This is a genomic window from Caproicibacter fermentans, assembly GCF_014303955.1.
Taxonomy (GTDB): domain Bacteria; phylum Bacillota; class Clostridia; order Oscillospirales; family Acutalibacteraceae; genus Caproicibacter; species Caproicibacter fermentans.
Genome location: NZ_CP060286.1, coordinates 2,746,737 through 2,768,230 on the forward strand (window position 1 = coordinate 2,746,737; position 21,494 = coordinate 2,768,230).

The following is a 21,494-nucleotide window of genomic DNA, read 5'->3' on the forward strand; positions in this document are numbered from 1 at the left end:
AGTAAAGTATGCAGTTAATTGTTATAATTTTAACAATCTGCTGGAAACTTACGGTGGAAATGGGAGGAGATACTTTGAGCAGACTGGTTGTTGCAACGCCGGACAAAGCCCAGACGACGGTGGAAGGGCTCTACCGCGACCTGGAGCGCCGGATCGCGGCAAGCCCGCCCGGACTTTGTCCGGTCGATCTGGCGGCGTCCTTTTTAAAGCTGTGCAGGGCGCAGACCTGCGGCAAGTGCGTGCCCTGCCGCGTGGGGCTGGCGCAGCTGGAAAAGCTTCTGGAAGATGTTCTGGAGCACCGCGCCACCCTGCAAACGCTGGACCTGATTGAAAAAACGGCGCGCGTGATTGTCAGCACCGCCGACTGCGCGATCGGCTGGGAGGCGGCCGGAATGGTTCTGCGCGGCGTGCGCGGATTCCGCGGGGACTATGTGGAACACATTGTGAACGGACGGTGCACCTGCAGCCTGAACCAGCCGGTGCCGTGCGTCGCGCTGTGCCCCGCCGGGGTGGATATTCCCGGTTATATCGCTCTGGTCGCGGCGGGAAGATATGCGGACGCGGTGCGCCTGATCCGGAAGGACAATCCGTTCCCGGCTTCCTGCGGATACGTCTGCGAGCATCCGTGCGAAGCGCGCTGCCGCAGGAACATGATCGACGCCGCCGTCAACATCCGCGGGCTTAAGCGGTTTGCGGCCGACCACGCCGGAACCGTTCCGGTCCCCGAAAGGGCCCCGGCTACCGGAAAAAGGGTCGCCGTCATCGGCGCGGGGCCGGGGGGCTCAGCGCCGCGTACTACCTTTCGCTGATGGGCCACGGCGTCACGGTTTATGAAAAGCAGCCCTTGCCGGGAGGGATGCTTCGATATGGGATTCCCAGCTACCGCCTGCCGCGCGAAAAGCTTCAAGCGGATATCGACGCCATTCTGTCGGCCGGCGTTAAGCTGAAAACCGGAGCGGAAGTGGGCAGGGCCCTGCCGATTGCGGACCTGACGCGCGAATACGACGCGGTTTATATCGCGATCGGCGCGCACTCCGACAAAAAGCTGGGGATTCCGGGCGAGGAAAGCGAAGGCGTCGTTTCGGCGGTCGAAATGCTGCGGGAGATCGGAAACGGAAAGAATCCGGATTTCAGCGGCCGGAGCGTCGCGGTGATCGGCGGCGGCAATGTGGCAATGGACGTGGCCCGTTCCGCCGTTCGGCTGGGCGCGTCCCGCGTCGGCATTGTGTACCGCCGCAGGCAAAAGGACATGACCGCCCTGCCGGAGGAGGTCGAGGGAGCCGTGGGCGAGGGATGCGAGGTGCTGAGCCTTCACGCGCCGTCGCGCATTGAATCGGACGAAAACGGAAATGTTTCCGCGCTGTGGCTCAGGCCGCAGATCATCGGGAAAATCGATTCGGCGGGAAGGCCGTCCCCGAGAAACGCGGATGTCGGCGAACTGCGCTTCCCGTGCGACCTGATCGTCGTCGCCATCGGGCAGAGCATTGAATACGGCCCGTTTGCGGAATTCGGAGTTCCGGTCAGCCGCGGCGCCATACAGGTGAAAAACAGCGCCAGAATTGAAAACGTCGCGAACCTGTTCGCGGGCGGAGACTGCGCCAGCGGCCCCGCGACGGTCATCCGCGCGATCGCGGCCGGAAAGGTCGCTGCCGCGAACATCGACAATTATCTGGGCTTTAACCATGAGATCACGGCGGACGTCGAAATCCCGCAGGCGAACCTGAGCGACCGGCCGCCGTGCGGGAGAGTGAACCTGACGGACCGCGCCGCCTGTGAACGGAAGTCGGATTTTGACGCGATTGAATACGGCATGACGTTGGAAGAGGCGATGCAGGAATCCTCGCGCTGCCTGCGGTGCGACCACTTCGGCTACGGGATTTTCAAAGGGGGGAGGATTGCAAAATGGTAAACGTCACGATCAATGGAACCCCCCTGGCCGCGCGGGACGAGGCAACGATTCTGGAAGCGGCCGCGGCGGCGGGAGTTTCGATTCCCACTCTCTGCTATTTAAAGGGAATCAATGAAATCGGAGCCTGCCGCGTCTGCGTGGTGGAGCTGGAGGGGACCGACCGGCTGGTCACGGCCTGCAACAACCGGGTGAAGGAGGGCATGGTCATCCGCACCAACAGCCCCCGCGTGCGCGAAGCGCGGCGGACCAACGTGGAGCTGATTTTATCCCAGCACGACTGTTACTGCGCCACCTGCGCGCGCAGCGGGAACTGCAGCCTGCAGTCCATGGCGAACGACCTTGGAATCCTCGACCTGCCGTACCACAGGGAGCTTCCGTATTCCCCGTGGAACCGGGAGTTTCCGCTGATCCGGGATTTTTCAAAGTGCATCAAGTGTATGCGCTGCGTTCAGGTCTGCGACCGGATTCAGGGCATGGGAATCTGGGACGTCGCGAATACCGGCTCCCGCACGACGGTGGATGTGTCCCTGAACCGTAAAATCGAGGATTCCGACTGCGCGCTGTGCGGGCAGTGCATCACCCACTGCCCGGTCGGCGCGCTGAGAGAACGGGACGACACGGAGCGGGCTTTCGCCGCGCTGGCGGACCCGCAGACGGTCACGGTGGTTCAAGTCGCCCCCGCCGTTCGCGCGGCATGGGGGGAATCACTCGGAATCGGCAGGGAACAGGCGACTGTGAAGCGGCTTGTTTCCGCGCTGAGGAAAATGGGCTTCGATTATATTTTCGACACCACCTTCAGCGCCGACCTGACCATCATGGAGGAGGGGAGCGAATTCCTGGGGCGGCTGAAAACACGCGGGGACAATCCCCTGCCGATGTTTACCTCCTGCTGCCCGGGCTGGGTCCGCTTCCTGAAATCGCAGTACCCGGATCTGGTCGGTCAGCTTTCCACCGCGAAATCCCCGCAGCAGATGTTCGGCGCGGTCGCGAAGAGCTATTACGCAAAGCTTCTCGGCATTGAACCGGAACGAATCTGCTGCGTTTCCGTCATGCCGTGCATTGCGAAAAAGCACGAGGCCGAGCTTCCGACCATGAACAGCGCGGGGTGCGGGCATGACGTGGACATTGTGCTGACCACCCGCGAAATCGACCGGATGATCCGCGCGGAGCATATCCGCGCCGGCGAGCTGGGCGAAGAGGAGTTTGACGCGCCTCTCGGCGAGGGATCGGGCGCGGGGGTCATTTTCGGCGCGACCGGCGGCGTGATGGAGGCCGCGCTGCGAAGCGCGTATTACCTGACCGCCGGGAAAAACCCGGACCCGGACGCGTTCCGTCGAGTGCGCGGCATGGACGGATGGAAGGAAGCCGCTTTCGACCTGAACGGCACGCCGCTGAAAGTCGCGGTCGTGAGCGGTCTGGGCAACACAAGGCGGCTGATTGAGGCGGTGCAAAACGGAAAAGCCCGTTATGATTTCGTGGAGGTTATGGCCTGCCCCGGCGGCTGCTCCGGGGGCGGCGGGCAGCCGATTCTGGAGGGCGAAGAGCCCGCCGGCGTTCGCAATGAAAATCTGTACGGACTCGACCAAAGCAGCAAAATCCGCTTTTCCCATGAAAATTCCGCAGTTTTGCGCGTGTATCGGGATTACCTGGAAAAGCCGTTGTCCCACCGGGCGCACGAGCTGCTGCACACGGACCACAGGCTTTGGAAGATGCCTCTTTCCCCCGGGGCCGCCGGGCGGGAGACGGCGGAGCCGGACCGGACGGACTGGTAAAAAGCTTGGAACACAAAAGGCGCGGGAGAGTTTTCCCGTGCCTTTTGTGTTCTTTATGATGGTTGAGAAGCGCAGAGCTTTTTACGAAAACACGAGTCGAGATGATCGTTCACAAGTCCGGTCGCCTGAAGGTGCGAGTAAACGATGACCGGGCCGAGAAACTGAAATCCGCGCTTTTTCAGGTCGCGGCTGACCTGTTCGGAGAGCTCCGTTTTCGCGGGAATCTCATCGAGCGTGTCGTAATGCCCGACGACCGGCTTCCCACCGACGAATCCCCAGATGTATTGGTCGAAGCTGCCGAATTCCTTTTGCACCTCCAGAAAACGCCGCGCGTTGTTTACCGCGGATTCAATTTTTCTGCGGTTCCGGATAATGCCGGAGTTGGTCATCAGCTCCTCGATTTTATCTTCCCCGTAGGCCGCGATCTTCTCCGGGTCGAATCCGTCGAACGCCGCGCGGTACGCTTTGCGTTTGCGCAGAATCGTGATCCAGCTCAATCCTGCCTGCGCGGATTCCAGAATCAGGAATTCAAAGTGTTTTCGGTCGTCGTGAACGGGAACGCCCCATTCCTCGTCGTGATAAGCCCGGTAAAGATCGTCGGATTCGCACCAGCCGCAGCGCGTCATAACAGAATTCCCCTTTCGTCTTTCACCTCGGCGGTATAAAAAGATATGTCTATTATAAAAGATTCGAACGTTTGTTGTCAAGCGCCTGCGGTTTAAGCGCCGTTAACCTACCTCTGCCGGTGAGGCCGGAAAAGCTTAGTATAAAACGCCTTTAACGTTTCTCCTTTTTGTTTGCAGGGGGACAGAAATGAAATGGACGAACGGCTGCCTTTTTGGAAGGCCGCAGGAAACATACTGCGCCTTGGAGCCGCGGAAGTACCACCGCACATTAACCGGTCATTTCAGCGCGCGCGAAGCGTTCAGAATGGCGAGAACCGACACTCCGACGTCCGCGAAAACGGCTTCCCACATGTTGGCAAACCCAAGCGCGCCAAGAGTCAGCACGATGAGTTTTACGCCCAGCGCGAAGACAATATTCTGCCGGGCGATGAGGAGCGTCCTTCTTGAAATGCGGATCGCGTCCGCAATTTTGGAGGGATGGTCGTCCATCAGGACGACATCGGCGGCCTCGATTGCCGCGTCGGAACCAAGCCCCCCCATTGCGATGCCGATGTCGGCGCGGGAGAGCACAGGCGCGTCGTTGATGCCGTCTCCGACAAACACCAGCTTGCCGCGTCCGGTTTTTTGACCGAGCAGGCGCTCGACCTGCTCCACCTTGCCGGCGGGCAGCAGTTCGGCGTGGACTTCGTCGATCCCGAGGCGCGCGGCGACGTCTTCCCCGACGGCTTTGGCGTCGCCGGTCAGCATAACGGAGGAGCGGACGCCAAGCTGTTTTAACGCGGCAATCGCTTCGGGCGCGTCTTCCCGTACTTCGTCGGAAATCACGATATGCCCCATATACGTCCCGTCGACTGCAACATGGACGATCGTGCCGGTCAGTTCGCACTCTCTGCCGTGCACACCCTCTTGCTCCATCAGCTTGGCGTTGCCCACGCTGACCGATTTGCCGCCGATTTTCACGCGCACGCCCTGTCCCGCGATTTCCTGTACGTCCGACACCTCCGACCGCTCCGGCTCCTTTTTACAGGCCTCTTTCAGGGAGCGGGAGATCGGGTGTTCGGAATAGCTTTCCGCCAGCGCGGCCAAGTCGAGAAGCTCCTGCTCGGAAATCTGCTCCGGGTGGACCGCCGTCACGCGAAACGTGCCTTTGGTCAGGGTCCCCGTTTTGTCGAACACGACGATTTCCGCCCGGGCAAGCGCTTCCAGATAGTTGCCTCCCTTTACGAGAATGCCGCGCCGCGAGGCGCCGCCGATGCCGCCGAAGAAGCTGAGCGGAATCGAGATGACGAGCGCGCAGGGGCAGGAGATCACAAGGAAGATCAAGGCCCTCTGAATCCAGTCGTTCCACCCGCCGTGGAAGAACAGGGGAGGAAGCACGGCGAGGAGCAGAGCGCCGCCGACCACCGCGGGGGTGTAGTAGCGGGCAAAGCGGGTGATGAAATTTTCCGCTTTCGCTTTTTTGGCGGCGGAATTTTCCACTAGCTCCAGAATTTTGGAAACAGTGGATTCCTCGAACGGACGGCTGACCCGCACACGCAGCAGGCCGTTCAGATTGACGCATCCGCTGACGACCTCGTCGCCGGTCCCCACCTCACGCGGAAGCGATTCGCCGGTCAGGGCGGAGGTGTTTACGCTTGAGTTTCCATCCGTCACAATGCCGTCCAGCGGGATTTTTTCTCCGGGACGGACGACGATGATATCGCCGACCTGAACCTCCTCCGGGTCAACCTGCCTCATTTCGCCGTTTTCCTCTAAATTGGCGGAATCGGGCCGGATATCCATCAGGTCGGAGATCGACTTTCGGGAACGGCCGACCGCATAGCTTTGAAACAGCTCGCCGACCTGATAAAACAGCATGACCGCCGCGGCTTCGGGGTACTCGCCGGTCCAGAACGCGCCGACCGTTGCGACGCACATCAAAAAATTTTCGTCGAATACCTGTCCGTGCGCGAGATTGCGCGCCGCTTTCCAGAGAATATCACCGCCGACAACGGCGTAGGGAATCAGATAAAGAAGAAGTTTAAAAAAACCGGTTGTCGGAATGAATTGTAACAGGACGAGAAGAACAGCGCTTACACAGATGCGCAGCAGCATTCTTTTTTGTTTGTGATTCATTTCGCCGCTCCTTGCTTTGATTTTGGTGTGTTACGGATTGAGCCTGCAGTCCGGTTCAATCTTTTTGCAGACGGCCGCCGCCTGCTTCACAATTTCGTCAAAACGGCTTTCGTCCGCGTCCAGCGTGAGCTTCTGTGTCAGAAAACTGACGGTCGCGCTGTTAACGCCCGGAATTTTGCGGATGGCTTCTTCCATTTTCGCCGCGCACGCGGCACAGTCAAGGTCCGTCAGCTTAATTCGCTTTTTCATGGTTGTAACCTCCATTTGTTTCTTTATTCGCCGACATGCTCCATGCCCTGATCCAGAATGGCGCGCACATGGCCGTCCGCAAGGGAGTAGAGGATCGCCTTGCCCTCCCTGCGGTACTTGACCAGCTTGCTCTGCTTGAGCACCCTGAGCTGATGGGAAATGGCGGATTGGTTCATGCCGAGCAGCTGCGCGATGTCGCAGACGCACAGCTCCGATTCCAGCAGCGCGTAAAGAATCTTGATGCGCGTGGAGTCGGCAAAAATTTTAAACAGATCCGCCAGATCGTAAAGGATTTCATCGTCCGGCATTTCGATGTCGGTTCGGTTCGGCGCTGATTCCAAAGAAGAAAGGCCTGTTTTGTCATTGTTGGTCATAAAGCATCAAACATCCAATCATATGATCTATTGTTCATATGTTTATTTTATGTGATTTTTCAGAAAATGTCAATAGAGCATGAACGCTGCAAAAAAAATATTTCCGAATCCACTATATATTCGTATTGAATGGAGTATCAGGCGAATCAACTTTTTTGATTCCTGTGCGGCAAGGCATCGGTTCAGCGCCTTTGAAAAGGAAGGCTCAAAGCTGGTTCGAGAATGATGGATAGAACTGTTTTCGGGACAAATAATAAATTCGAGGTGATTGCATGAAAGGGACTATCGCAATACAAAAAGATCTTACGCCGGTCAGGGACTACCTGGCCGGAAAAGGGTACCATGTGGAATCAATCAATCTGGACGAACAGCAGTCTGCTTCCAAATTGCGGAATTACGACGCGATCGTGCTTTCCGGGGAAAATTCCGATTTTCTCGGGTATGAGGAGGCCAGGACGAAAGCGGTTGTCATCAACGCGAGCGGGCTGACGCCGGAGGAAGTGGCCGGAAAAATTGAGGCCGGCGGTTAAATACGCAGCAAAATCCTGTAACCGTTTGGGCTACAGGATTTTTTGCAGAAGCGAGGCGTGTGCGCCTGCGCCGGCTTTCCGATTATTTCAGGCGCTGATTGAGCCGGAAAAAGCCATCCCAGGGGTCTTTTTCCTGAATGCGTTTCAGGGCGTCCGCCATATGGATTCCGCTGGGGGCGACCGTGTCGAGCTCTTTCCAGGTAATCGGCATGGAGACGGAAGCCCCCGCTCTCGCCCGGATGGAGTAGGGGGCGATGCTGGTGGCGCCTCTGCCGTTTCGAATCCAGTCGATGAAAATCCGGCCTTTCCGCTTTTCTTTTCTGATATTGCTCGTGTAACGATCCGGCCATTTTTGTTCCATCAGCTCCGCGGTGCGTTTTGCAAAATCATGAAAGGCATCCCAGCCGACGGAGGGCTGGAAAGGGACGACGACGTGGTAACCCTTGCCCCCGCTGGTTTTGAGAAACGAGGTCAGCGAAAGCTGGTCCAGCACGCTTTTGATGTCCCGTACGCCCCGCCGCACCCCTGCCAGCTCCATTCCCTCGTCCGGGTCCAGATCGAATACCATCAGGTCGGGCTTTTCAATGTTTTCGACCCGGCTTCCCCAAATGTGAAATTCCAGCGTGCCCATCTGCGCCTCTGAAATCAGGCCGGCGGCGTTTTCAAGATAAAAATAATCCTCCGTCTCTCCGCTTCCGGTTTGAACCGGAATGGTTACGACTCCCTTGCTGCCCGGGCCGGGGTGTTTTTTAAAAAAGCAGGCCGCGGAAATTCCCTTGGGGCAGCGCACGATGCTGAGGATCCTGTTTGCAGCGTAGGGCAGCATGCGCTCCGACACCGCCGCGTAATACCGGGCGACGTCCGCTTTGGTGATTCCGGAATCCTCGAACAGAACCTTTTCCGGATTACTGATCCTGACGCCCATAACCGCGGCGCCGCCGTCGGATGATGATTTTGCCGCGCCGGAGGGCGCCGGTGTCTTCGGCCCCTCCGCGCTCTTGTCTTTTTCGGAATTCGGCTCTTCCATTCTGACCTCCTCGGGGTTTTTGTCCGACCGCAGGCCCTTGAAACTTGCCTGCCTTAACAGATGTTCTTCCGTCCACTCGGCAAATCGAATCTCCGCGACCGTTTCCGGCTGCAACCAGGTGACGGTTTCATTTTTCTTCGTCTTCGGCGCCTGCCGGAACGGCGGCGATTCCCGTTTGATCGGCTCGAATTTTTCTTCTAGCTCTCTCATGCTTTTTTCGCTCAAACCCGTTCCGGCGCGTCCCGCGTAAACCAGATCTTTTCCTTCGTAGACGCCGAGAAGAAGCGAGCTGATCCCGCCGAGCCTTTTTTCAGACCGCGTATATCCCCCGATGACGAATTCCTGCCGCTTTTCACATTTGAGCTTGATCCAGTCGCCGTTTCTTGTCCCGCTGTAGACGGAACCGGGTTTTTTTCCCACGATTCCCTCCAGATTTAACTTGCAGGCCGCAAGCAGGCTTTCTTTTCCGTTGCCTTCGACATGCCGGCTGTAGCGGAGGTTTTTCGGCGCGTCGTTCAAAAGGGCTTCCAGCGTATTCTTGCGGTCGGTCAGGGGGAGCTCTCTCAAATCCTCGCCGTCCAGCGCCAGAACATCAAAGACGAGATAGGTGAGCTGCTTGTCTCCCGGGTTTTTCAGGTAGCTTTGCAGTGCCTGAAAATCCGTCCTGCCACGCGAATCCGCGACCGTCATTTCTCCGTCCAGTACCATTGCCCTGCCGCCTGACCAGGCGGCGATGGAATCCGCAACCTCCTGAAACCGCTCTGTGTAGTCGTTGCCGTTCCTGGTGACGAGACGGACGGCGCCGCCCTCCGCGTACGCCAGAATTCTGTATCCGTCGTATTTGATTTCGTACAGCCAGTCCTCACCCTCGGGAACTGCCGCAACGAGCTTTGCAAGCTGCGCGTCGGCGCTTTGAAAGGGGTTCCGCGTGATCTTTTCTTCTTTTCCCGCTTCGATTTCCTCCATGGAGCGCCCTGTTCGGACGCTTGTGACGAAACCGGAAATACCGTCGGTATCTTTCGCGTACCCGTCTTTTTCTTTGATCAGGAGCCAGTTGTCTTCCTCTTTGCCGGCTTTCGCTTTCAAGCGGACCAGAGCCCATTTCCCCTGAAGGCGTTTTCCTTTCAGAACAAATTTCAGGGAACCGGCGCGAAGGCCCTCCGCGACCTCCGACAGCGGTTCCCAGAAGCCTTCGTCCCAGAGCATCACGGTTCCGCCGCCGTACTGGCCTTTGGGGATGGTTCCTTCAAAGTTCCGGTATTCCAGCGGGTGGTCCTCCACCCGTATGGCGAGCCTCTTGTCGCGAACGTTCCTAGACGGCCCCTTGGGAACCGCCCAGCTTAAGAGAGCTCCGTCCCATTCCAGGCGGAAGTCGTAGTGGTCCTTTCGGGCAAGGTGATGCTGAACGACGAATTTCAGGCGCTTTCCGGCCGGGACCGGTTTTCCTTCGGGTTCCCACGTTTTCTCAAAGTTTCTTTTTCGGTTGTATTCTTCCAGTTTCGTTGCGCTCATTTTAAATTCACCCCTCCGGCGAATCCCTTGAAATCGGGTTCCAGGCTTGATGCTATTATCAGCCGGCTGCGCGGGGTTTATCCGCTGCCGAATGGCCGGGCTGCGGAAAACAAAAAAGGACGCGGCCGCAGTGCCGTGTCCTTTCCCATTTTCCGCAGCGTTAGGAATCCTGTCGTAAGGATTCCGCCAGCTCTGCGATTTTTGCTTCGATCGTCCGGATGACGGTAAGGAACTCCGCGTCGTCCTTGCCGGTCGGGTCGTGCAGGCCCCAGTCCTCGCGCCGCCTGCACGGCAGATACGGGCATTCCACGTTGCAGCCCATGGTGACGACCACGTCCACGGGGGGCAGCTCCGCGAGCAGCTTCGGGCGCTGGTTCTGCTCCATATCGATTCCGTAAAGCTGCTTCATCAAGCGGACGGCGTCGGGATTGATGCGGCTTTTTTGCACCGTTCCCGCTGAATAGCTTTCAAAAACATCGGACGCAAGCCGCTTGCCCAGCGCCTCGGCAATCTGGCTGCGGCAGGAGTTGTGAACACAGATAAACGCAACTTTTCTCATTTTGTTAGGGTTCCTTTCCATGAACGGCCCGAAACGAAACTCTCATCGGGTGTTATCGGACCTTTTGCAGGATTTTCACGACCTCTTCGGTTTTCAGGACCTTGCCGAAGGAAACCACTTTCCCGTCCACGACCAGCGCGGGGGTGGACATGACGCCGTAGGCGGCGATCTTGGTAAAATCGGTCACGTGGTCAATCGACGCATCCATGCCGAGCCGCTGAAGCGCCTCTTTGGTCGCCGCTTCCAGCTGGTTGCACTTGGCGCAGCCGCTGCCCAGAATTTTGACGCTCGCGTTCCCGCCGCCCGTGCCTGCGGCCTGCGCCGTGTTTTCCGTGCCGCAGTTTCCCCCGCAGCCGCAGGAGGGCGTTTCTTCCGTCCGGTCTTTCTTTTTAAACAATGACATAAATAAAACTCCTTTCAATGATTCAATGTGTTTAGATCAGGATTCCCTGAATCGCGTTGAAAAAGTAGCCCACGGTGATAATACCGACGGTGCAGATGGCAATGAACAGCGCCAGCAGCTTCGGTTTCACCGCTTTGCGCAGCATCACCAAGGACGGCAGGGAAAGCGTTGTCACGGCCATCATAAAGGCCAGAATCGTGCCAAGCTGCGCCCCCTTGTACAGCAGGGCCTCCGCGATCGGAATCGTGCCGAAGATGTCGGCGTACATCGGAACGCCGATCAGGGCCGCAAGAACAACACCGAAGGGATTTTTGCTTCCCAGCACAAGCGACACCCATTCCTCCGGAATCCAGTTGTGAATGACCGCGCCGATGCCCACGCCGATGAGAATATAGGGGAACACTTTCTTGAAGGTGGACAGCATCTGCTCTTTTGCGTAAGTCAGGCGGTCCTTTTTGGTCAGGTCCGGCGACTCGATATTCACGCTGCCCGCCGTCATAATAAAGCTTTCCACGTACTTTTCCATGTGAAGCTTCTCAATGATCGTGCCGCCGACGACCGCGATCACCAGGCCGACCGCCACATAGATGACCGCCACCCTTGCGCCGAAGATGCCCATCAGCAAAAGCAGAGAGCCCAGGTCCACCATGGGGGAGGAAATCAGGAACGAGAAGGTCACGCCGACCGGAAGCCCGGCGGAGGTGAAGCCGATGAACAGCGGAATGGAGGAGCAGGAACAGAACGGCGTCACCGTGCCCAAAAGCGCCGAAACGCAGTTCGCCGAAACACCGTGAAACCGCCCGAGTATTTTTTTGCTGCGCTCCGGCGGAAAATAGCTTTGAATGTAGCTGATCAGGAAAATCAGAAAACAAAGCAGGATTGTAATCTTAATGACATCGTAAAGGAAAAATTCAATGCTGCCGACCAGCCGTGTGGATGTGTCAAGGCCCATTGCCGCGAGCCCGCCGCCGATCAGCCGGTCCAGCCATTTCATGCCCAGAATCTGATTCTGGAAAAAATCCCAGACTGTTTTCAATATCTCCATTGCGGGAACCACCTCACTTTATGAAACATCAAATCAAATAAATTTGATTTGTATTGCCTGTAAAAAGCCATCGCTTCAGGATGGCTTTATTTTTTGCAGCAGATTTCTTTTGCGGCCGCGTTCGGCGTTGTCAGCTCCCTGAGCAGGTCACCGGCATAAGCACTGCCTTTTTCACTGATTTTATAGTGCGTCCACTTGCCCTCCTGGCGGCTTTCCACAATGCCGGATTCGACTAAAATCTTCATATGATAGGAAAGCCCGGACTGCCCCAGGTCCAGCTGCTCCAGCAAAACACAGGCGCATTTTTCCCCGCTGCGGAGCAGCTCCAGTATTTTCAGCCGCTTCTCGTCGCAGAGCGCCTTGAATACCCGCGCGTGATTTTCATAGACCGTTGCCAAGCAATCACCTCATATCAAAAACATTTGATATGTATAGTATATGCGTCATATCAATTTTTGTCAATATGAAAATTTTTGACAAAAGGATGCGGGAGCGCCTTGGACGCCGTCGGCGCCGGCTTCCGTTCAAGGCCTGCCATATGTTCATATTTTGAAATAAATTGCCTGCTATTTATCTTGTTAATGAGGAACTTAAATGTTACAATTTTTGAAGTGTATGCAAAATGGATAAAACTTATTTCACAAGATGACAATTTTAGTAGAAATATGTAGAAGGAGAGCGGGAATGAAAGAGGGCTGTTATGAGCTATGGAGCGCGGCGGAGCTTGTAGCCATGAAATTCTACCAGAAAGGCTGTCACACGTTCGTGCTTACCTGCACCACCAACCTGTTGATGAAGGGACCGCTGAACAGGCAGCCTATGATCGATCTGTCGCGGGCAGTCCGCTTTCTCAGAAAGCATGCCTCGGGATTCCATATTCAGCCGGGTTGAGCTGCTTCAATTCGGCGAGGACGTATGGCGGAAAAACAAGCCGAACGGCGAAGTAGCCGTACGGCCGGAGCTGCCGATCAATGGATCACAACGGTTTTGCCGAAATGAATTGAGGAATTTTCTCCGTCGGGAAGGTCCCCGGCGGGGATGAAAATAACGCTAGAAGCTTCTTGTCGTGCGACATAAAACTTGGGGGGGGTTCATTTGAAAAAGTATTTTTTTAAATTACCCAACAAATTGTCTATAAAAATTCCTTTGGCGTATTTTTTCATTTTGATTCTCACCGTCACTTTAAGCAGCACGGCTCTGAACAAGCTCTCTTCCGAGTCTGCCCAGAAGCGGGTAAATCAGGCGACTGTCAAAACAATTACCTCCATTAAAACGAATGTTGACTTCATGATTGAAGATATAGACAACTATTCGAAAATGATGCTTTCTGATAATAATTTGCAGAATTTACTAAGGCAGGGGAATATCTATTCAAACCTGCAGGTACAATCAAAAGTGAGCTATTATTTTTATAATCTGATGCAGGCGGAGCCGATTATCGATTCTGTCAATATCTTTGACAATTCCGGCAACTGTTTTTCCATTGGGAAGCAAATCTCGCCTGCTTTCAATAAAAAGGATATTAAAGACGCCTCGTGGTATCGGGAGACTATCGAAAAAAAGGGGAAATACATACTGCGTTTGAACGGCAGCGGAGCGTTTTCAAGCCAGAATGGCAATTTCGTGTCCTTCATCCGTCAGCTCCGCGATGTAAATACGATGAGCTCGCTGGGCATCATGGTCATCAACATACCGGAGAGTGCGTTCCTGCAGGCTTATTCCAATGTGGTGAACGATAATTCCATGCAAGTGGTCATTCTGGATGAAAACAACAAAACCATTGTTCCGAGCACCGCGGACATACCAAGCATCCTGTCGTTTAAGCATATTCTTTTGAACAACGGTCACGGGATTCAACAGAAGATCTCTCAGGGCGGTTCCGGCTGCATGGTGCTCGATCTGGACTCGCAGAAATACATTATCTCTTATCTCTCCGACGAGGAACAGGGTTGGAAATACATAAGCCTTATGCCTTACGGAACCGCCGGTATGGAAAACAAATCCTTTGTTCTGCTCGCGTTTTTGCTGCTGCTGATCAACGGTGTTGTCTTCTTCGTAAGCTCGGTTTTTATTTCAGAAAACACCATAACGCCGATCCGTCAGCTTTTGCAATCCATGAAAAATGTGAACGAAGGCCGGTTTATTGAAGTGAAAGTGCAGCCGCAAAATTATGAATTCGGGCAGCTCTTCAACGGCTACAATGCGATGATACGGCAGATTCATAAACTGCTGGATAAAATTATTGAGGAGCAGAAAACAATCCGAAAAGCGGAATTGAATACACTCCAGGCACAGATCAAGCCTCATTTTCTGTATAACACGCTGGACTCCATCTCGTCGCTGGCTCTTTCCGGAGAAAGCGAAAAGGTATGCGGTCTGGTCGAATCTCTCGGGAATTATTACCGCATCAGCGTAAGCAAGGGAAGGGATATCATTTCCATCGGAGAAGAGATCGAGATGGTGCGTAATTATCTCAGCATTCAAAAGGTACGGTATCAGGATCTGTTTGAGGCGGAGTATGAGATAGAGGATTCTTGCCTGAAATACCCGATTCTGAAGCTCGTTTTGCAGCCTCTTGTCGAAAATGCCCTGTATCACGGCATCAGGCGGAAGGGAACATCCGGTATTATAAAAATTGCCGTCCGTGATTCGGGAGAAACCGTGTGCCTGTGTGTGGCCGACAATGGAATCGGAATGTCCCGGGAGGAAATCGGCAGGATCCTGAATCAGGAGAAAAGCAGCCGGAGCAAAAGCTTTGGCCTGTGGGGAACGATGGAACGTATCCGAATTTTTTACGGCAGCCAGGACTGCGTCCAGCTGGAAAGTGAACCGGGAAAAGGGACCAGAATCACGATAATAATTCCAAAAGGTGAGGGTTAAGATGGAGCAGATAAAAGTATTGATCGTGGACGACGAATATTTGATCCGGAATTTGATAAGAAAAAGGATTAACTGGGAGGAGCAGGGCATGACCATAGTCGGTGAAGCCTCAGATGCGCACGAGGCCCTGAATATGGTGGATACGCTGAGGCCGGACATTGTTTTTACGGACATCTGCATGCCGTTTATAGACGGGATTGAATTCAGCCGGATGGTCACGGAAAAGCATCCGGCGATAAAAATCGTGATCATAACGGGCCATGATGAATTTGAATTCGCACGGAGAAGCATTAAACTAGGCATCGCCGATTTCATTTTGAAGCCGATTCACGCCGCCGAGCTGCTGAACGTCACCGAGCGGCTCAAGAAAAAAATTCAGGAAGAAAGAACCAGAAAACAGGAATTTGAAAAGCTGAAGGAAGAGCTGCGGCAAAGCCTGCCCTTTTTAAGGGAAAAGTTTCTGAACAGATGGATCCTGCAGCGTCTGTCTGCCAGCGAAATTCTGGAAGAGCAGTCGTTTTTCAACCTTCCGTTCACAGAGGGAAATCTTCTGCGGATTGCGGTTCTGGAACTCTCGTTGACCACTCCGGAACAGACGCAGGAACAGAATCTTTTATTGAGCATGGACGGCCGGAAAAGGGTGGAAGCCTTTTTCAGCGGAAGTCCGGAGTCGGTTGTTTTTATGGACAATAAAAACCAGATCGTTGTCATAACGGATGTCCGGGGGCGGGACGTTGCCGTCGATTGCGAGCTGCTTAAGAAGGACCTGATTCATTCTCTCAAATGCTTTGTCTGCATCGGCGTCGGAAACCGGCATTCCAGTCTGAGAGATATCCCTATCGGGTATCGGGAAGCGTGCCGTGCCCTGAACTATAAAACATTTGTGGGAAAGAATCAGGTCGTGTGCTACGAGGATGTTGTGGAGTCCGGCGAACAGCAGTACCGTTCGAACCCGGAATTGCTGGAAGAATTGCATTTTTATATCAGCGCGGGCGCCGCAGAAAAAGCAGCAGCCGTTTTAAAGGAGATTCTGCGCTTCCCGTTTTCGGAAGTGAGTCAGATGCGTCTGGCCGCCATGGACATTATCGCGCAATGCCAAAACATTGAGGCCGAGCAGAAAATCAACGGCGGGGACACTCTCAACAAAGACACTCTGGCTGCGGTTTTGCTTTCCGACAATCTTCCGGATATTCAAAAGAAGCTGGAAGCTCACATCGCCGCCCTTTCCGGTTCCATCAATGCGAAAAACAGCACCAAGGCCGGTTATCTGATCGAACGCGTTAAGGATTTTTTGAATAAAAATCTTTCCAGCCCCGACCTCAGCCTCGTCAATACCGCCGCCGCTTTTTTCGTCAGTCCCGGACATCTAGGGCGCCTTTTTAAAAAGGCGACAGGCCAGACTTTTGTGGAATACCTGACGGATATCCGAATTAAAAGAGCGGAAATCCTGCTGAAGACAACGGAGCTGAAAGGCTATCAGGTCGGCGATGAGGTGGGCATCGCCGATCCTCATTATTTTTGCATCCTATTTAAGAAAAAAACCGGTAAATCGGTCAACGAATATCGAAAGGGCACAAAATGCAATGCCTGAATTTTGAAATATTGTGCGTTTTTTTTGAATGGATTTACAGTTTCGGTTCTTATAAAATGATATCGGATTCCAGAATAAAGCTCCCGGGGAGGTGTATCTTGAGGAGCAGCATTAGGAAACGCACCGCCTGCAGCCGGCGAACCGTCAAAGGTTTCCGCTACACGCAGGCAATTACAAGGAGGCAGAGTATGAAAGGGATTATCGGAAAAACTGCCGGTGTTGTTTTGGCACTGGGCATCTTATGCAGCACGGCCGCCTGCTCCGGCGGATCCAGCCAAACGGCCGCATCCGGTCCGGCGGCAGGTTCGGCATCTGCGGGAGGAGACGGTGAAATCAAGCTGGCACTGTGGGACCAGTCCGTTGGCGAGACTGATCCGACGGCGAAAATTCTTCCCGAAGTGGTAAGCCAGTGGAATAAGGATCATCCCAATATTCAGGTGGAGCGCACCGGTACGACCGGAGAGCAGTATAAGACGAAAATAAAAACCGCATTGGCGGCAAACGAGGCGCCGGACGTGTTCTACGGAATGGGCGGCGGCAGTTTTATGCAGCCCTATATTCAAGCCGGAAACGTCCTTGTTCTGGATCAGTACGTTTCCGATGAAACCAAGTCGAAAATGCGCAGCGGTATGCTGAGTGGCTGTCAGGTAAACGGTAAAATTTATACGCTGCCCTGTTATACGCACCTTGCCAACCTCTATGTCAACACGGCGCTGTTCAAAAAAGCGGGAGCAAAGGTGCCCACGACATTTGACGAGCTTCTTGAGGCGGTCACAAAGCTCAAGGCAGCCAACATCACCCCGGCGGTTATCGGCGAAAAAGACCGTTGGCCGGGCATGTACTGGTTTGATATCATGGCGATGCGCCAGGCCGGAAACGATGCGTGCATCGCGGCGTTTAAGGATCCCGCCAAGTTCAACTCCCCTGATTTCATAGAGGCGGCCAACAAAATGCAGAAGCTGGCCAAAGCCGGAATGTTCAACAGCAGCATGTTCAGCATGAGCTACGACGAGATGCTGGCCGCGTTCAACGCGGGCAACGCGGCGATGCTGTTCCAAGCCAACTGGGTAAATGCCGGCATTGAAGATGACTCTTCAAAAACAAAGGGCAATGTCGAGGTTGTCATTTTCCCCGTTTTTACGGACGGCAAGGGCAAGGCAAGCGAATTCTATGGCGGCGGGCAGGATGGCTTCTATATTAACAGCAGCACTAAAAATCTGAAAGAGGCTGCCGAATTTTTAACATACCTGAGTGAGGAACTGGGCTCCAAGGGCTACCTTGCGGGCGCTGGACTGCCCTGCTGGAACACGGATTCCCTGGATACCTCCAAGCTTTCGACTCTTGACAAGACGGATGCGAAGCTGCTCGACACGGGAACCTCCTTCATCACATGGTGGGACAATATCCTTCCCGCAGAATCCGCAGAGATCCACAAAAACCTGATAGCGGAACTTCTGGCAAGCAAAATTACCCCGGAAGACTTCTGCAAACAAATGGCTCAGCTTAAGGCGACGGAACTGACGTTCTGACAATCTTACAAAACTTGTAAAGATGTGGTCTTGGTAATTAAATACCTGGACCACTTCTTTTGTAGGAGAACTGTTTTATGAATTCTGTTTTATCAAACAAAAAAGCAATTTGCATTTTTGTCATACCAACTCTTGCCCTGTTTTTTATCATTGTATTCGTCCCGATTGTGGTCTCGAGCTACTACAGCCTTTTGGACTGGAACGGAGTCGGCAGAGGCGCCTTTATCGGTTTGAAGAACTACGTAGAAATGTTTACAAGCACACGCGCGCTGAACGCTATGAAAAATTCCCTTTTGTTTGCCGGCGCCTCCATTTTCATACAGCTTCCGATCTCCCTTTTGCTGGCCCTGATCCTTGCCTCCGGAGTAAAGGGAGAAGGTTTTTACCGGACGGTGTATTTTATTCCGGTTCTCATTTCAACCGTGGTCATCGCGCAGCTGTGGTCGAAGATCTACAACGCCGATTACGGCCTTTTGAACACCCTGCTGAAATCGGTGGGGCTGGGATACCTTGCGCAGGACTGGCTGGGCCAGACAAGTACGGCGCTGGCGGCTTCCTTTGTCCCGACGCTGTGGCAGTATGTCGGTTACCACATGCTGCTGATGTACGCGGGGGCCAAGTCCATTTCCAAAGACATCTATGAAGCCGCCAGGATAGACGGCGCGTCGTCCGCGCGCATTGCGTTCTCCGTCACCATCCCGCTGATGAAGCCGATTCTCAAGGTCTGTCTGGTTTTTTCCATGATCGGCGCATTAAAAGTATTCGATTTGGTTTATGTCCTGACCAACGGGGGGCCGTTCTTTACGACCGAGGTACCAAGCACTCTGATGTATACGACGATTTTCGATACCTACCGCTACGGTTACGGAAGCGCTTTTTCGGTGTTTATCATTGTGGAGTGTCTGGCCTTTACCTTACTGATTAATAAATTCTTTAAAACGGAATGAGAAGTGATAGCATGGATACAACGAAGCGGGCATCCGGATCCGTCGGAAAAGTTCTTCTTCAAATCTTTTTGATTTTTGTGGCGGTCACGCAAATCTATCCGCTGATTTGGCTCGTATTCTTTTCCCTGAAAGACAACAGTGAAATTTTCAGCGGCAATGTCGCGGGGCTGCCGAGCACATTCCGCTGGCAAAACTATGCGGTCGCTTTAAATCAGGGAAACGTAATTAAGTTTTTTCTGAACAGTGCCTTTGTGACCACCGTCACCATTGTTCTGGTTTTATTTCTCTCATCCATGGCAGCCTATGCGATCACCAGGATGAACTGGAAGCTCAGCAAATTTACCATGACCCTGATTCTGGTTGGCATGATGGTGCCGATTCACGCGGCCCTGCTTCCCCTGTTTATGGTTTTGAAAAATTTGAAGCTGCTGAATACCTACGCCTCGCTGATCCTTCCGTACTCCGCGTTCGCGCTTCCCATGGCGGTGTTTATATTGGGCAGCTTTTTCAAAGGGATACCGCTTGAGCTGGAAGAGGCCGCCGTGATAGACGGCTGCGGTATTTATAGAACCTATTTTTATATCATTGTGCCCCAGATCCGGTCCGCGCTTGCTACGGTCGCAATCTTCACCTATCTGTCATCGTGGAACGAGCTGATGTTCGCCGTGACGTTTATCAACAATCAGAGTTATCAGACGCTGACCGTCGGGATGATGTCGATGGTTGGAACGTATATCACGCAATGGGGCGTCATCGGGGCCGGACTGATGGTGGCGACGATTCCGACGATTATCATCTATCTGCTGTGCAGCAGCCAGGTTCAGGAAAGCCTGATTGCCGGAGCCGTCAAAGGTTGAAAACGATTGGGAGTTGAAGCTATGAGCCGAATTATCGTTCACGCGGAACATCCGTTAAACAAAATCAGCAAAAACATCTACGGGCACTTTTCCGAGCACCTCGGACATTGCATCTACGGGGGGATCTATGTCGGAGAGGAATCTGAAATCGCAAACGTAAACGGGATCCGGACCGATGTGGTGGAGGCGCTGCGGCACATCCGTGTTCCCGTGCTGAGATGGCCGGGAGGCTGCTTTGCGGACGAGTACCACTGGAAGGACGGCATCGGGCCAAAAAGAAAACGGAAAAAGATGGTTAACAGCAACTGGGGCGGGCTTGTGGAGGATAACTCCTTCGGCACGCACGAATTCCTGGAGCTTTGCCGTCAAGTAGGCTGCGAGCCGTATATCAACGGCAATCTGGGTTCCGGAACGGTTCGGGAAATGAGCGAATGGGTAGAATACCTCACCTTTCCGGGCCGGTCCCCCCTGACCCGGCTGCGCATGCGAAACGGCAGGGAACAGCCCTGGAAGATAAAGTTTTTCGGAATCGGCAACGAAAGCTGGGGCGGCGGAGGCAATATGCGCCCGGAATACTACTCGGATCTGTTCCGCCGGTATCAGACGTACCTGAAGGATTTTGGCGGCAACAAGCTCTTTAAAATAGCCAGTGGTCCGAATGAAGAGGATTACCGTTGGACGGACACGGTCATGAAGCTGACCGGGCCTTACATGGACGCTATCGCCCTTCATTACTACACGGTCCCCGGAGACTTCAACAATGTGAAGGGGAGCGCCCTGGATTTTACCGAGGCCGAATATTACACGACGCTGAAAAAAGCTCTGAAAATGGAGCGGCTCATTGAAAAGCATACGCAGATCATGGATCGCTACGATCCGAGTCACCGGGTCGCGCTGATTGTGGACGAATGGGGCACCTGGTACGACGCCGAACTGGGCGCGAATCCGCAATTCCTGTTCCAGCAGAATTCCATGCGGGACGCGCTGGTGGCCGCTTTGACGCTGAATATATTCAACCGCCACAGCGACCGTGTACGCATGGCGAACATTGCCCAAATGGTCAACGTACTGCAATCCGTCATTCTCACCGAGGGAAAGAAAATGGTGCTCACGCCGACATATTGTATCTATGATCTCTTTCAGGCCCATCAGGATGCGGCGCTGATTGATTCCGACGTGCAGACGAAGGAAGTGGGCACGCAGGGAGCCATGATTCCTCAGATAAGCGTTTCGGCGTCCCGTAATGAGGCCGGCGAGCTGAACCTGACTATTGTCAACACTTCACTGGACGAAACCGATTTGGCGGAATGCCGGATTTTAGGTTGGGAAGCGGGCCGCGTTACCGCTTCGATCCTGACGGATGACAGTCATGCTTATAACAGCTTTGCTTCTCCGGATACCGTGAAGATCAGGGCGTTTGACCGTTTGACTGTGAAAAAGGGAGAGATAACGGCTGAAATCCCGCCCTGCAGCGTTGTGAGAATTAAAACGGCATGCTAAATCTTTCCTGCATACCCATGCGCATTTCGCAATCATACAGTAAAATAAGACTCCGCCTCAAAAAAGGCG

General features: G+C 54.2%; 18 protein-coding genes and 1 pseudogene. 10 read left to right on the top strand and 9 right to left on the bottom strand.

Features of this window, described 5'->3' with window-relative positions; all coding sequences use genetic code 11:
- The first annotated feature begins 74 nt into the window (after nucleotides 1–74).
- Nucleotides 75–1,909 (top strand): annotated as a pseudogene (locus tag HCR03_RS13570) (NAD(P)-binding protein).
- Nucleotides 1,903–3,681 (top strand): [FeFe] hydrogenase, group A, encoded by a 1,779-nt coding sequence (locus tag HCR03_RS13575; protein ID WP_187034706.1) that lies wholly within the window; start codon nucleotides 1,903–1,905, stop codon nucleotides 3,679–3,681. Before HCR03_RS13570 ends, HCR03_RS13575 begins: the two are co-directional and overlap by 7 nt.
- Before the next feature lie 53 nt (nucleotides 3,682–3,734).
- Here the strand turns inward: HCR03_RS13575 and HCR03_RS13580 are convergent, their stop codons facing one another.
- From HCR03_RS13580 to HCR03_RS13595, 4 genes are all read right to left on the bottom strand, one after another.
- Nucleotides 3,735–4,307, bottom strand: a complete 573-nt coding sequence (locus HCR03_RS13580) for a DNA-3-methyladenine glycosylase I (protein WP_187034708.1) — start codon at nucleotides 4,305–4,307, stop codon at nucleotides 3,735–3,737.
- Between the two features lie 276 nt (nucleotides 4,308–4,583).
- Complete coding sequence (locus tag HCR03_RS13585; protein ID WP_187034710.1) at nucleotides 4,584–6,422, bottom strand: heavy metal translocating P-type ATPase; 1,839 nt, start codon at nucleotides 6,420–6,422, stop codon at nucleotides 4,584–4,586.
- A gap of 30 nt (nucleotides 6,423–6,452) precedes the next feature.
- The gene (locus HCR03_RS13590; RefSeq protein ID WP_066643909.1) at nucleotides 6,453–6,671 is read right to left on the bottom strand and encodes a cation transporter; all 219 of its coding nucleotides are present in this window, start codon (nucleotides 6,669–6,671) and stop codon (nucleotides 6,453–6,455) included.
- A 23-nt stretch (nucleotides 6,672–6,694) separates the two neighbouring features.
- Nucleotides 6,695–6,979: an ArsR/SmtB family transcription factor gene (locus HCR03_RS13595; protein WP_407926871.1), complete on the bottom strand. Its 285-nt coding sequence runs from the start codon at nucleotides 6,977–6,979 to the stop codon at nucleotides 6,695–6,697.
- 338 nt (nucleotides 6,980–7,317) lie between these two features.
- Between HCR03_RS13595 and HCR03_RS13600 the strand changes: the two genes are divergently transcribed.
- A complete protein-coding gene (locus HCR03_RS13600; protein ID WP_066643911.1) occupies nucleotides 7,318–7,575 on the top strand; it encodes a YkuS family protein in 258 nt (85 codons plus the stop codon).
- Between the two features lie 82 nt (nucleotides 7,576–7,657).
- On the opposite strand, the gene ligD is transcribed toward HCR03_RS13600, so the two are convergent.
- From ligD to HCR03_RS13625, 5 genes are all read right to left on the bottom strand, one after another.
- Entirely contained in the window at nucleotides 7,658–10,114 is a 2,457-nt protein-coding gene (ligD, locus tag HCR03_RS13605; RefSeq protein WP_187034712.1) for a DNA ligase D, read from the bottom strand.
- 160 nt (nucleotides 10,115–10,274) lie between these two features.
- Nucleotides 10,275–10,673: an arsenate reductase ArsC gene (locus HCR03_RS13610; RefSeq protein ID WP_187034714.1), complete on the bottom strand. Its 399-nt coding sequence runs from the start codon at nucleotides 10,671–10,673 to the stop codon at nucleotides 10,275–10,277.
- A 52-nt stretch (nucleotides 10,674–10,725) separates the two neighbouring features.
- Nucleotides 10,726–11,076, bottom strand: a complete 351-nt coding sequence (locus HCR03_RS13615; protein ID WP_156990799.1) for a thioredoxin family protein — start codon at nucleotides 11,074–11,076, stop codon at nucleotides 10,726–10,728.
- Nucleotides 11,077–11,107: 31 nt separating this feature from the next.
- The gene (locus HCR03_RS13620) at nucleotides 11,108–12,121 is read right to left on the bottom strand and encodes a permease (protein ID WP_187034716.1); all 1,014 of its coding nucleotides are present in this window, start codon (nucleotides 12,119–12,121) and stop codon (nucleotides 11,108–11,110) included.
- A gap of 86 nt (nucleotides 12,122–12,207) precedes the next feature.
- A complete protein-coding gene (locus HCR03_RS13625; protein WP_066643916.1) occupies nucleotides 12,208–12,519 on the bottom strand; it encodes an ArsR/SmtB family transcription factor in 312 nt (103 codons plus the stop codon).
- A 286-nt stretch (nucleotides 12,520–12,805) separates the two neighbouring features.
- Between HCR03_RS13625 and HCR03_RS13630 the strand changes: the two genes are divergently transcribed.
- From HCR03_RS13630 to HCR03_RS13660, 7 genes are all read left to right on the top strand, one after another.
- Nucleotides 12,806–13,012 (top strand): hypothetical protein, encoded by a 207-nt coding sequence (locus tag HCR03_RS13630; protein ID WP_187034718.1) that lies wholly within the window; start codon nucleotides 12,806–12,808, stop codon nucleotides 13,010–13,012.
- Nucleotides 13,013–13,216: 204 nt separating this feature from the next.
- On the top strand, nucleotides 13,217–15,001 hold the full coding sequence (locus HCR03_RS13635; protein ID WP_156990797.1) for a sensor histidine kinase: 1,785 nt from the start codon (nucleotides 13,217–13,219) through the stop codon (nucleotides 14,999–15,001).
- Between the two features lies 1 nt (nucleotide 15,002).
- On the top strand, nucleotides 15,003–16,592 hold the full coding sequence (locus HCR03_RS13640) for a response regulator (RefSeq protein WP_066643918.1): 1,590 nt from the start codon (nucleotides 15,003–15,005) through the stop codon (nucleotides 16,590–16,592).
- A 188-nt stretch (nucleotides 16,593–16,780) separates the two neighbouring features.
- A complete protein-coding gene (locus HCR03_RS13645; protein ID WP_187034722.1) occupies nucleotides 16,781–18,121 on the top strand; it encodes an extracellular solute-binding protein in 1,341 nt (446 codons plus the stop codon).
- Nucleotides 18,122–18,198: 77 nt separating this feature from the next.
- Nucleotides 18,199–19,068: a carbohydrate ABC transporter permease gene (locus HCR03_RS13650; RefSeq protein WP_066643920.1), complete on the top strand. Its 870-nt coding sequence runs from the start codon at nucleotides 18,199–18,201 to the stop codon at nucleotides 19,066–19,068.
- A gap of 11 nt (nucleotides 19,069–19,079) precedes the next feature.
- Nucleotides 19,080–19,925, top strand: a complete 846-nt coding sequence (locus HCR03_RS13655; RefSeq protein WP_156990794.1) for a carbohydrate ABC transporter permease — start codon at nucleotides 19,080–19,082, stop codon at nucleotides 19,923–19,925.
- A 21-nt stretch (nucleotides 19,926–19,946) separates the two neighbouring features.
- Entirely contained in the window at nucleotides 19,947–21,425 is a 1,479-nt protein-coding gene (locus HCR03_RS13660) for an alpha-N-arabinofuranosidase (protein ID WP_187034724.1), read from the top strand.
- Nucleotides 21,426–21,494: the final 69 nt, after the last annotated feature.